Origin of the sequence: Streptomyces apricus (genome assembly GCF_008369065.1) — a bacterium.
GTDB lineage: Bacteria > Actinomycetota > Actinomycetes > Streptomycetales > Streptomycetaceae > Streptomyces > Streptomyces apricus.
The window spans coordinates 325,039-336,295 of the sequence record NZ_VDFC01000075.1 but is presented as its reverse complement, the minus strand read 5'-3'; the positions used below and the strand labels follow the sequence as shown (position 1 = coordinate 336,295).

Annotated in this window: 12 protein-coding genes, 5 tRNA genes and 1 pseudogene; 14 read left to right on the top strand and 4 right to left on the bottom strand. The window is 70.3% G+C overall.

Annotated features, from left to right (window positions below; genetic code table 11):
* A pseudogene (locus FGF04_RS42190) lies at positions 1-235 on the bottom strand (hypothetical protein); the annotation flags it as partial.
* A 602-nt stretch (positions 236-837) separates the two neighbouring features.
* On the opposite strand from FGF04_RS42190, the gene FGF04_RS35135 reads away from it, so the two are divergent.
* From FGF04_RS35135 to FGF04_RS35095, 9 genes are all read left to right on the top strand, one after another.
* Positions 838-1,026 carry a hypothetical protein gene (locus FGF04_RS35135; RefSeq protein WP_149515424.1) on the top strand — a complete coding sequence of 63 codons (189 nt, stop codon included), beginning with the start codon at positions 838-840 and terminating at the stop codon, positions 1,024-1,026.
* Between the two features lie 129 nt (positions 1,027-1,155).
* On the top strand, positions 1,156-1,944 hold the full coding sequence (locus FGF04_RS35130; protein WP_149515423.1) for a fumarylacetoacetate hydrolase family protein: 789 nt from the start codon (positions 1,156-1,158) through the stop codon (positions 1,942-1,944).
* Positions 1,937-3,421 (top strand): glutamate--tRNA ligase, encoded by a 1,485-nt coding sequence (gene gltX, locus FGF04_RS35125; protein WP_149515422.1) that lies wholly within the window; start codon positions 1,937-1,939, stop codon positions 3,419-3,421. The genes FGF04_RS35130 and gltX overlap by 8 nt, the downstream gene beginning before the upstream one ends.
* Before the next feature lie 102 nt (positions 3,422-3,523).
* The gene (locus FGF04_RS35120) at positions 3,524-4,294 is read left to right on the top strand and encodes an HAD family hydrolase (protein WP_149515421.1); all 771 of its coding nucleotides are present in this window, start codon (positions 3,524-3,526) and stop codon (positions 4,292-4,294) included.
* Between the two features lie 90 nt (positions 4,295-4,384).
* Positions 4,385-4,456: transfer RNA gene (locus FGF04_RS35115), tRNA-Gln, on the top strand.
* Between the two features lie 41 nt (positions 4,457-4,497).
* Positions 4,498-4,570 (top strand) — tRNA-Glu (locus FGF04_RS35110).
* Positions 4,571-4,632: 62 nt separating this feature from the next.
* Positions 4,633-4,708 (top strand) — tRNA-Glu (locus FGF04_RS35105).
* 18 nt (positions 4,709-4,726) lie between these two features.
* Positions 4,727-4,798 (top strand) — tRNA-Gln (locus FGF04_RS35100).
* Between the two features lie 20 nt (positions 4,799-4,818).
* Positions 4,819-4,891 (top strand) — tRNA-Glu (locus FGF04_RS35095).
* A gap of 196 nt (positions 4,892-5,087) precedes the next feature.
* Here the strand turns inward: FGF04_RS35095 and ndgR are convergent.
* The gene (gene ndgR, locus FGF04_RS35090; protein WP_006383662.1) at positions 5,088-5,804 is read right to left on the bottom strand and encodes an IclR family transcriptional regulator NdgR; all 717 of its coding nucleotides are present in this window, start codon (positions 5,802-5,804) and stop codon (positions 5,088-5,090) included.
* Positions 5,805-5,995: 191 nt separating this feature from the next.
* Between ndgR and leuC the strand changes: the two genes are divergently transcribed.
* The 4 genes from leuC to FGF04_RS35070 all read left to right on the top strand — a co-directional run bounded on the left by leuC (position 5,996) and on the right by FGF04_RS35070 (position 9,374).
* Positions 5,996-7,429 (top strand): 3-isopropylmalate dehydratase large subunit, encoded by a 1,434-nt coding sequence (gene leuC / locus FGF04_RS35085; protein ID WP_149515420.1) that lies wholly within the window; start codon positions 5,996-5,998, stop codon positions 7,427-7,429.
* A gap of 2 nt (positions 7,430-7,431) precedes the next feature.
* Complete coding sequence (gene leuD, locus FGF04_RS35080) at positions 7,432-8,025, top strand: 3-isopropylmalate dehydratase small subunit (RefSeq protein WP_149515419.1); 594 nt, start codon at positions 7,432-7,434, stop codon at positions 8,023-8,025.
* 266 nt (positions 8,026-8,291) lie between these two features.
* Positions 8,292-8,522: an SCO5555 family protein gene (locus FGF04_RS35075; RefSeq protein ID WP_149515418.1), complete on the top strand. Its 231-nt coding sequence runs from the start codon at positions 8,292-8,294 to the stop codon at positions 8,520-8,522.
* 138 nt (positions 8,523-8,660) lie between these two features.
* Positions 8,661-9,374 carry an HU family DNA-binding protein gene (locus tag FGF04_RS35070; RefSeq protein ID WP_149515417.1) on the top strand — a complete coding sequence of 238 codons (714 nt, stop codon included), beginning with the start codon at positions 8,661-8,663 and terminating at the stop codon, positions 9,372-9,374.
* 80 nt (positions 9,375-9,454) lie between these two features.
* On the opposite strand, the gene FGF04_RS35065 is transcribed toward FGF04_RS35070, so the two are convergent.
* Together FGF04_RS35065 and cofC are read right to left on the bottom strand one after the other, a co-directional pair.
* Positions 9,455-9,658 carry a hypothetical protein gene (locus FGF04_RS35065; RefSeq protein ID WP_149515416.1) on the bottom strand — a complete coding sequence of 68 codons (204 nt, stop codon included), beginning with the start codon at positions 9,656-9,658 and terminating at the stop codon, positions 9,455-9,457.
* 81 nt (positions 9,659-9,739) lie between these two features.
* On the bottom strand, positions 9,740-10,372 hold the full coding sequence (gene cofC, locus FGF04_RS35060; protein WP_149515415.1) for a 2-phospho-L-lactate guanylyltransferase: 633 nt from the start codon (positions 10,370-10,372) through the stop codon (positions 9,740-9,742).
* A 144-nt stretch (positions 10,373-10,516) separates the two neighbouring features.
* Between cofC and FGF04_RS35055 the strand changes: the two genes are divergently transcribed.
* Positions 10,517-11,257, top strand: a 741-nt coding sequence (locus FGF04_RS35055) for a lysophospholipid acyltransferase family protein (protein WP_149515466.1), incomplete at its 3' end; no start/stop codon positions are given.

Below are 11,257 nucleotides of genomic sequence, written 5' to 3'. Positions count from 1 at the left end.
GCATGGCCCATGGCCCTTGTTGGAGATCCGGCACTGTGCTGAAATTCCTCGGACCGCCGCAGGAACGACCCGGCGCGCCGGGGCGCGACGAACGGTCGCCGTTGCTGTTGCCGGCCTGCGCCGGTCCCGGGTTCTGGGCGTGCTGGGGCGAGGAGCCGACTGCCCGGGGGCCAGTCCCGCCTTGCGGCTCCGGCTCCGCCGAAGCGCTGCCATCCCTCTTGAAACGTCCCTGCACTAGCGTCGCAACCTCTGGACCAGGCGCCCCTCCGCGTGAACGGCGGGACGGTGTCGGCGTCTTGGGAGCGCCCTGAAACGCGCTCCCATGGTGGTCGTGAGTGACCGGCGCAGGTTCCCCCTTGTTCCCGCCGCCACTCGGCGCTGAGTTGCGCCCCTGCGCGCCGGGTCGTTCCTGCGGCGGTCCGAGGAATTTCAGCACAGTGCCGGATCTCCAACAAGGGCCATGGGCCATGCTGTGACCTCCGTGACAGCATGTGAGGGCAGCGTCACGAGACGTAGAAAGTGGCCTCCCCGATATCGGACACATGGGGACGAGACCTTCGTGGGCAAGCGGTGTCCCAGTCGCCATGATCAGGAGCGGAATGATGTCTTCCGTGGCGTAATGCCCTTTTCGACCCTTGACAACAAGGGCCTGAATTGACCGGTTTGCCCAACGGTAAGTGAGGAAACTCACACGACGATCACGTCGTCTTCACAGCTTCGACGGGGAACCGCATGTTTAGCCTGACGCTTTACAGGGATGGCAAATCCGACAACCCGCGCCTGCGGGACGGTTCCCGGACCGCCGGCGCCACGACCGAACAGGGCCCGTAACCCCAGATGAAGACGACGATGATGTTCCGCGACATAGCCAACCCGCGACGCACCACGCTGGCGCACCTCCAGGACGCCGAGGAGCTGGGCGCCCCGGAGCGGCGGGAGCACGTCGTCGAGCTCCCCGCCCAGACGGCGAACCCCCGGCGCACGATCCTGATGGACGTCCCCGTCGCCGCGACGATCACGGAGTAACCCTCCCACGGGCCCCTTCGGCTCCTCCGCGCGGCCCTCACGGCCCGCAATACGAGAGGCGCCCGCCCCTTGCCGCGTTAGCCTGGAGCATCAGACTCCGGCCAGCTCAGTGAGGGGCGCAAGGACACCGTGCGCATCGCCAGGTTCTCCATCGACGGCAACGTCGCGTTCGGTGCGGTCGAGGGCGAGAGCCCTCCTGGATCGACCGACGGTCTCGTGCTCGACATCATCAAGGGCATCCCGTTCGCGGACTTCGAGCTCTCCGGGACCAAGGTCCCGCTGAGCAAGGTCCGCCTCCTGCCGCCCGTGCTCCCCAACAAGGTCGTGGCCTTCGGCCGCAACTACGCGGAGCACGCGCGCGAGCTCGGCAACGAGGTGCCCGACGCGCCGTTCGCCTTCTTCAAGCCCTCCACCTCCGTGGTCGGCCCCGGCGACGACATCGCGTACCCCTCCTTCTCCGAGGAGCTGCACCACGAGGCCGAGCTGGCCGTGGTCATCGGCCGCATGTGCCGCGAGGTCCCGCGCGAACGCGTCAAGGACGTCATCCTCGGCTACACCTGCGCCAACGACGTCACCGCACGCGACGTCCAGCGGCGCGAGAAGCAGTGGGCCCGGGCCAAGGGCTTCGACTCCTCCTGCCCGCTGGGCCCCTGGGTGGAGACGGACCTGGACCCGTCCGACCTCACGATCCAGTGCACGGTCAACGGGCAGCAGCGCCAGCTGGGCCGCACCAGCGAGATGATCCACTCCATCGAGGACCTGATCGTCAACATCACCGAGGCCATGACGCTGCTCCCCGGCGACGTCATCCTCACGGGCACCCCGGCAGGGGTCGGCCCCCTCGGCGTCGGCGACGAGGTCGCCGTCACCATCGAAGGCATCGGCACTCTCACCAACAAGGTTGTCAAGCGTGGCTAGCGCACCCGCCCCCGCCGTCCGAGTACGTTTCTGTCCCTCCCCGACCGGCAACCCCCACGTGGGCCTGGTCCGCACGGCCCTGTTCAACTGGGCGTACGCCCGCCACACCGGCGGCACGTTCGTCTTCCGCATCGAGGACACCGACGCGGCCCGCGACTCCGAGGAGTCCTACGAGCAGCTCCTGGACTCGCTGCGCTGGCTGGGCTTCGACTGGGACGAGGGCCCCGAGATCGGCGGCCCCCACGCGCCGTACCGCCAGTCGCAGCGCATGGACCTCTACAAGGACGTCGCGCAGAAGCTCCTCGACGGCGGCTACGCCTACCACTGCTACTGCTCGACCGTCGAGCTGGACGCCCGCCGGGACGCCGCCCGCGCCGCCGGCCGGCCGTCCGGCTACGACGGCCACTGCCGCGAGCTGACCGCCGAGCAGAAGAGCGCGTACGAGGCCGAGGGCCGCACGCCCATCGTGCGCTTCCGCATGCCCGACGAGCCGATCACCTTCACGGACCTGGTCCGCGGCGAGATCACCTACCTCCCGGAGAACGTGCCGGACTACGGCATCGTCCGTGCCAACGGCGCCCCGCTCTACACGCTGGTCAACCCGGTCGACGACGCCCTGATGGAGATCACCCACGTCCTGCGCGGCGAGGACCTGCTCTCCTCCACCCCGCGGCAGATCGCCCTCTACAAGGCGCTGACCGAGCTGGGCGTCGCCAAGGAGACCCCGGCCTTCGGCCACCTCCCGTACGTGATGGGCGAGGGCAACAAGAAGCTCTCCAAGCGCGACCCCGAGTCCTCGCTGAACCTCTACCGGGAGCGCGGCTTCCTCCCCGAGGGCCTGCTCAACTACCTCTCCCTCCTCGGCTGGTCGCTCTCGGCGGACCGCGACATCTTCCCCGTCGAGGAGATGGTCGCCGCCTTCGACGTCGCGGACGTCAACCCCAACCCGGCCCGCTTCGACCTCAAGAAGGCCGAGGCCATCAACGCCGACCACATCCGGCTGCTCGACGTGAAGGACTTCGCCGAGCGCTGCGCCCCCTGGCTGCGGGCCCCCTTCGCCCCCTGGGCGCCGGAGGACTTCGACCCGGCCAAGTGGGACGCGATCGCCCCGCACGCCCAGACCCGCCTGAAGGTGCTCTCCGAGATCACCGACAACGTCGACTTCCTGTTCCTGCCGGAGCCGGTCTTCGACGAGGCGTCCTGGGCGAAGGCGATGAAGGAGGGCTCGGACGCCCTGCTCGCGACGGCCCGCGAGAAGCTGGAGGCCGCGGACTGGAGCTCCGCCGAGTCGCTCAAGGAGGCCGTCCTGGCCGCCGGCGAGGCCCACGGCCTCAAGCTGGGCAAGGCGCAGGCCCCGGTCCGCGTCGCCGTCACCGGGCGCACGGTCGGCCTGCCGCTCTTCGAGTCCCTGGAGATCCTGGGCCGGGAGAAGGCACTGGCACGCATCGACGCGGCCCTGGCGAAGCTGACCGCGTAGACGGTACGCACGAGGTACGGGAGGGGCGGCGTCCGACCGGGGCGCCGCCCCTCCCGCGTCCCGGGCCCCGGCCGGGAACGGCCTCGGGGGTACGGTCGGGGCATGACGATCCGAGCCGTCGTGTGGGATGTCGACGACACGCTCTTCGACTACACCGCGGCCGACCGTGCCGGCATGCGCGGGCACTTGGCGGCCGAGGGGCTGCTCGACGGGTACGCGTCCGTCGGACAGGCCCTGGACCGGTGGCGCGAGCTCACCGACCGGCAGTGGGCCAGGTTCGCGGCCGGGGAGGTCGACTGGGCGGGCGGCCGCCGGGACCGGGTGCGGGACTTTCTCGGGCAGCCCCTGAGCGACACCGAGGCGGAGGACTGGTTCGTCCGGTACCTCGGCCACTATGAGACGGCCTGGGCGCTCTTCCCGGACGTGCTGCCCGTCCTCGACCTCCTGGCGGGCAGCCACCGCCACGCCGTGCTCTCCAACTCCAGCCTCCGTGTCCAGGACCGCAAACTGCGCGTCCTCGGCGTACGGGAACGTTTCGAGACGGTGCTGTGCGCGGCCGAACTGGGCGTCTCGAAGCCGGCCGCGGAGGCCTTCCACGCGGCCTGCGACGCCCTGCGGCTGCCTCCGCACCAGGTCGCGTACGTCGGGGACCACCCGGAGATCGACGGGCGGGGCGCCGCCGAGGCCGGACTCCTCTCGGTCTGGATCGACCGCAGAGGCGTGCACACGGGCGCCGGTACGGGCGTGGGCACCGCGGCGGACCGGCCGGCGGACCCGCAGCCGGACCGGCTGCGCCGGATCGCCTCGCTGGCCGAACTCCCCGCGGTCCTCCGCCCCGATACCCGTTTTGGAGCGCCGTCCACCTTCGGGTAATGTTCTTCCTGCGCCGCCGGAGTGCGGGCCGAAAGGCCGGAGACCGGAGGAGCAAGCTAAAACAAAATCCCTCCGGGGGTTGAGTTTCAGTGGCCTATGGTGTAATTGGCAGCACGACGGTTTCTGGTTCCGTTAGTCTAGGTTCGAGTCCTGGTAGGCCAGCTCGCAGAGCTTATCTGCATCGCAGACACCAGTTCTGCAAGGCCCCCGTTGTGTAGCGGCCTAGCACGCCGCCCTCTCAAGGCGGTAGCGCCGGTTCGAATCCGGTCGGGGGTACAGATCCTTCCCAGGGAGGCAGTCCGGGTCGCACCCGCTGCCCCTCATGCAGGATCGCCAGGGCCCCCGTTGTGTAGCGGCCTAGCACGCTGCCCTCTCACGGCAGTAGCGCCGGTTCGAATCCGGTCGGGGGTACCAAGTGGTCTGAACCACTGATGGGCTATGGTGTAATTGGCAACACGACGGTTTCTGGTTCCGTTGTTCTAGGTTCGAGTCCTGGTAGCCCAGCTGGATCACTCGTGATCCTCGCCCCCGTTGTGTAGCGGCCTAGCACGCTGCCCTCTCACGGCAGTAGCGCCGGTTCGAATCCGGTCGGGGGTACACAGAGAAGAGGCCCTTCCCCTATGGGAAGGGCCTCTTTCGTGTCCCGCGCCCCCACCGGGCGGCGGGGAGACAACTCCGGCCGTTCGCTGCGGCGTTGAAGCGATCGGCCGGGAGGTCGGATGCCGGGGTGCGGCGGTGAGGTCGGGGGGTTCGGGGAGGAGCGGGGGCGCCGGCGGTGCCGGCGGGCGCGGGGTCAGCCGGTGCGGCGCAGCGCCTCGGACAAGCGGCCGGCCGCGTCGATGACGGCCTGGGCGTGCATCCGCCCGGGGTGGCGCGTCAGGCGCTCGATCGGGCCCGACACCGAGACGGCGGCGACCACGCGGTTCGAGGGGCCGCGCACCGGCGCGGAGACCGACGCGACGCCCGGCTCGCGCTCACCGATCGACTGGGCCCAGCCCCGCCGCCGTACGCCCGACAGGGCCGTCGCCGTGAAGCGGGCGCCCTGGAGGCCCCGGTGCAGGCGCTCCGGCTCCTCCCAGGCCATCAGGATCTGGGCCGAGGAGCCCGCCTTCATGGTGAGGGTCGAACCGACCGGGACCGTGTCCCTGAGCCCCGACAGGCGCTCCGCCGCGGCGACGCAGATGCGCATGTCGCCCTGGCGGCGGTAGAGCTGCGCGCTCTCGCCCGTGAGGTCCCGCAGGTGCGTGAGCACCGGACCGGCCGTCGCGAGGAGGCGGTCCTCGCCCGCGGCCGCGGCCAGCTCGGCGAGCCGCGGGCCGAGAATGAAACGTCCCTGCATGTCACGCGCCACCATGCGGTGGTGTTCTAGTGCCACGGCGAGGCGATGTGCCGTGGGCCGTGCCAGTCCGGTCGCCGCGACCAGGCCCGCGAGGGTGGCCGGACCGGACTCCAGTGCGCTCAGGACAAGGGCTGCCTTGTCCAGAACGCCGACGCCGCTACTGTTGTCCATGAAACGATACTCGCGTCTCACTCTGTGAAACGCAAGTTCAATTTTCCGTGGAACGCGCCACCCTGGTACCCATACGGCCCGCGGACCGACGGGCCCGGCGGAAGACGTCCGGCACCGGGGGGTACGGGCGCGACCGCACCGGAGATCTCTAGTTGGGCCGGCGCCCGCACAGGCCGGCCGGAGGGAAAGCGATGGGTAGGACACTCGCGGAGAAGGTCTGGGACGACCACGTCGTCCGGCGCGCGGAGGGCGAGCCCGACCTCCTCTTCATCGATCTGCACCTGCTGCACGAGGTGACCAGCCCTCAGGCCTTCGACGGTCTCCGTCAGGCGGGGCGCCCCGTGCGCCGGCTCGACCTCACCATCGCGACCGAGGACCACAACACCCCGACCCTCGACATCGACAAGCCCATCGCGGACCCGGTCTCCCGCGCCCAGCTGGAGACGCTGCGCAAGAACTGCGCCGAGTTCGGTGTGCGGCTGCACTCCCTCGGGGACGTCGAGCAGGGCGTCGTCCACGTCGTCGGCCCGCAGCTGGGCCTGACCCAGCCCGGCACCACGGTCGTGTGCGGCGACTCCCACACCTCCACGCACGGCGCGTTCGGCGCCCTGGCGTTCGGCATCGGCACCTCCCAGGTGGAGCACGTGCTGGCCACCCAGACGCTGCCGCTGGCCCGCCCCAAGACCATGGCCATCACGGTCGACGGCGAACTGCCCGAGGACGTCACGGCCAAGGACCTGATCCTGGCGATCATCACCAAGATCGGTACGGGCGGCGGCCAGGGCTACATCCTGGAGTACCGCGGCTCCGCCATCGAGAAGCTCTCGATGGAGGCCCGCATGACCATCTGCAACATGTCGATCGAGGCCGGCGCCCGCGCGGGCATGATCGCCCCCGACGAGACCACCTTCGCGTACATCGAGGGCCGCGACCACGCGCCGAAGGGCGAGGACTGGGACGCCGCCGTCGCGTACTGGAAGACGCTGAGGTCGGACGACGACGCGGTGTTCGACGCGGAGGTCGTCATCGACGCCGCCTCCCTCGCGCCGTTCGTCACCTGGGGCACCAACCCGGGCCAGGGTGCACCTCTTTCGGCCGCCGTCCCCGACCCGGCCTCGTACGAGGACGCCTCGGAGCGCCTCGCCGCCGAGAAGGCCCTGGAGTACATGGGCCTGACCGCGGGACAGCCGCTGCGGGACATCCGGGTCGACACCGTCTTCGTGGGGTCGTGCACCAACGGCCGCATCGAGGACCTGCGGGCCGCCGCGTCGATCGTCGAGGGCCGCAAAGTCGCCGACGGCGTACGGATGCTGGTGGTCCCCGGATCCGCGCGGGTCGGTCTGCAGGCCGTCTCCGAGGGTCTGGACCTGGTCTTCAAGGAGGCCGGGGCCGAATGGCGGCACGCGGGCTGTTCGATGTGCCTGGGCATGAACCCCGACCAGCTGGCCCCCGGCGAGCGCTCCGCCTCCACCTCCAACCGCAACTTCGAGGGCCGGCAGGGCAAGGGCGGCCGGACGCACCTGGTGTCGCCGCAGGTGGCCGCCGCGACGGCGGTACTGGGCCATCTGGCGTCGCCCGCCGACCTGTCCGATGCCGACGTCCGCACCCCCGCTGGAGTCCGATAGCCATGGAAGCATTCACCAAGCACACCGGCCGGGCGGTCCCGCTGCGCCGCAGCAACGTCGACACCGACCAGATCATCCCCGCCCACTGGCTCAAGAAGGTGACCCGGGACGGCTTCGAGGACGGGCTCTTCGAGGCCTGGCGCAAGGACCCGTCCTTCGTCCTCAACCGGCCCGAGCGCGCGGGCGCCACGGTCCTGGTCGCGGGCCCCGACTTCGGCACCGGCTCCTCGCGCGAGCACGCCGTGTGGGCGCTGCAGAACTACGGCTTCAAGGCCGTGATCTCCTCCCGCTTCGCCGACATCTTCCGCGGCAACTCTCTGAAGAACGGCCTGCTCACGGTGGTTCTGGAGCAGGGAGTCGTGGACGAGCTGTGGGAGCTCATCGAGAAGGACCCGCAGGCCGAGGTCACGGTCGACCTGGAGTCCCGCGAGGTGCGCGCCGAGGGCATCACGGCCCCCTTCGAGCTCGACGAGAACGCCCGCTGGCGGCTGCTGAACGGACTGGACGACATCTCCATCACCCTGCAGAACGAGGCGGACATCTCCGCCTACGAGGCCGGGCGCCCCTCCTACAAGCCGCGGACCGTCCAGGTCTGACCGGCCCCGGCCCCGGCGGCCGGTTCCAGCCACGGCAACACACCTCTGTACCCCCAATCGTGGACGGTTGGGGGTACAGCTGCGTCTGCGGCCGAAGGGATGGTTCCGGACTTCGGGATTGGCTTCAACTACCCTTGTTTCGGACTGCCTTGCTGGGGTAGCCGACATGCGGCAGAGCCATGTGGTGAGGTGCGCGGGTGGCCCTCGGGAGGCGGTAGTTGCCCCCTGCGCAGGCGACAACTCGCCCCAGATGGCACAATCTGTGCATGGAACACGACGGCCAACTCAAGCTCTATGCGGCGGTCGCGTCCCAACTCAAGGAAGCGCACACCAGGGTGCGCGCACTGCAAGTCCCGGAGGGCGTACGGATGGCGCTGACCCGGAAGCTGCTGGTCATTACGGCCGTGGCCAAACACGATCTCGCCGATGCGACAAGGCGTCTGGAGCGGTTCGCGACGGACCTCGACGAGGGCCGAATCCCCGAAGAGGAACGCTGAGGAACTTGGCGACGGGCCCAGTTCGTTGCGGCACAAGGGTGATTAGGCCGTTTCGTGTTTGATTTGCGGTATATATCTGCCTAACGTGCGAAAAAGCTTGAACAGTTTCGTTCTGGCAATGTCTCCGAAGGGGAAGACGTGAACAAGGCGCAGCTCGTAGAAGCGATTGCCGACAAGGTCGGCGGGCGTCAGCAGGCCGCCGACGCGGTCGACGCCGTACTGGACGCCGTGGTCCGGGCGGTCGTCGGCGGGGACCGGGTCTCGGTCACCGGCTTCGGTTCCTTCGAGAAGGTGGACCGTCCGGCCCGTTACGCCCGCAACCCGCAGACCGGGGAGCGTGTGCGGGTCAAGAAGACCTCGGTGCCGCGCTTCCGCGCCGGCCAGGGCTTCAAGGACCTGGTGAGCGGGTCCAAGAAGCTCCCGAAGAACGACGTCGCGGTCAAGAAGGCCCCCAAGGGCAGCCTGACCGGCGGCGCCTCCGCCACGGTCAAGAAGGCCGCGGCCAAGAAGGCCACCACCGCCAGGAAGGCGACGGGAGCCGCGAAGAAGACCACGGCCGCGGCGACGAAGACCACATCCTCGGCGACGACCAGGAAGGCGACCGCGGCGAAGAAGACCTCGTCGGCGGCGACCGCCAAGAAGACCACCGCCACGGCCAAGAAGGCCCCCGCGAAGAAGACCTCGTCGGCGGCCGCGAAGAAGACCTCGTCCTCGGCGGCCAAGAAGACCACCGCCAAGAAGGCGGCGGCGAAGAAGGCGCCCGCGAAGAAGGCGGCCGCCAAGAAGGCCCCGGCCAAGAAGTCCGCGGCCCGCAGCACCACCACCGCCAAGAAGGCCACCGCCCGCAGGTAGGCAGGGGCGTCACGAAAAACGCGCCGGGCCGGACTCCCCCCGGGGAGTCCGGCCCGCGGCGTTCTCCGGAGGACCCGCCGTCAGAAGGTCTGCAGGGTCACCAGCGTGATGCGCCGGTCGTCCTGCCCGCCCTCGGTCTCGATGCGTACGCGCTGGCCCGGACGGAGCAGCCGCAGACCGCCCCGGTCGAACGCCGCGGCGTCGAAGGGCACGGGGGTGCCGTCGTCCAGCAGCACCTGGCCGGTGCGGGTGTCGTGGTCGTATGTGTACGCGGTCGCCTGCATGGGGGAAGGGTATGCCGTTCACGGCGGGAGAGGCCTGCACCGGGAGAGGCCTGCGTCCCTCGCGGGGCGTGACCGCACAGCTCAGGCCGCCCGCAGCCGTTCCACCGCCGACGCCGTGTGCGGGCCCACGCCCAGCGCCAGAGCCGCCCGCAGGTCCGCGCCGGTGTCCACGTCCTGGCGTACGGAATCCACCGCGGCCGGCAGGAGTTCCGCCGCGCCCGACGCACGGTGGCGGGCCCGGGAATCCGTTCCGAATGCGGGCAGCAATTCGCGCCCCGGCGCCACGGCCAGGAGAGTGCTGCCGAATCCCGCGGCGTCCGGCAGGAAAGCGCGCGGGAATTCCGCGGCCGCGGTGAGCACCCGGCCCAATTCCGGCGGGCGCAGTGCGGGCAGATCGGCGTTCAGTGCCGCCAGGGGGGCCCGGGGGTTTTGCATCCGTACGGCCCCCGCGCCGTGCCGCAGCGCGGCGTTCAGGCCGCCGCCCGGCTCGTCCSGGACGAMCCGGGCACCCAGGGCGGCCAGTTCCCGCCCGGCCCGCACGTCGCCAGTGACTACCGCCACACCGCCGACCTCCGGACAGGCCAGCGCGGCGGCCACCGTGTCCTGTGCGAAGGCGAGGGCGAGCCCCGGGCGCAGCCCCTCGGAGGCCGCGTCCGCGAGCCTGCTCTTCGCAAGCGCCAAGGCTTTGAGCGGTACGACCAAGATCCACTGCACGAGCGCTCCGTCCCTCCTCCGTCGCGCCCATTGTCCCCCGGACGCCGGGCCGGGCCCGAGGCCGGGGCGTACGGTGTTCTCGACAGACAGGCGGCCCGGGGCGACACTTGTGCGGCCCCCCAGGCTCAAGAGGAAGGTGCACGCGTGTCCCGCCGCAGAATCAGCTTCTGGTACCGCTTCGCGGCGGCCCTCTGCAAACCGCCGCTGACGGTTCTGATCAAGCGGGACTGGCGCGGAATGGAGAACATTCCAGCCGAGGGCGGTTTTATCACCGCGGTGAACCACAATTCACACGCGGACCCGTTCGCGTACGGGCACTTCCAGTACAACACCGGCCGTGTTCCGCGGTTCCTCGCCAAGAGCGCCCTTTTCAAGAGCGGTTTCGTGGGGGCGGCCATGCGGGGGACCGGGCAGATCCCGGTGTACCGCGAGAGCACCGACGCGCTGAGCGCCTACCGTGCCGCGATCGAGGCCGTGGAGCGCGGCGAGTGCGTCGCCTTCTACCCCGAGGCCACCCTCACCCGCGACCCCGACCTGTGGCCGATGACCGGCAAGACGGGCGCCGCGCGGGTCGCCCTGCAGACCAGGTGCCCGGTCATCCCGGTGGCCCAGTGGGGCGCCAACCACCTGCTGGCCCCGTACGCCAAGAAGCCCGACCTGTGGCCGCGCAAGACGCACCACGTGCTCGCGGGCCCGCCCGTGGACCTCTCGCGCTTCTACGACAAGGAGATGACCCCGGACCTCCTGAAGGAGGCGACCGAGGTCATCATGGCCGCGATCACCGCGCAGCTGGAGCTGATCCGCGGCGAGAAGGCCCCCGCCACGCGCTACGACCCGCGCAAGGTACGCGTCGAGCAGCGCCGCCGGACCCGGGAAGAGGAGGAG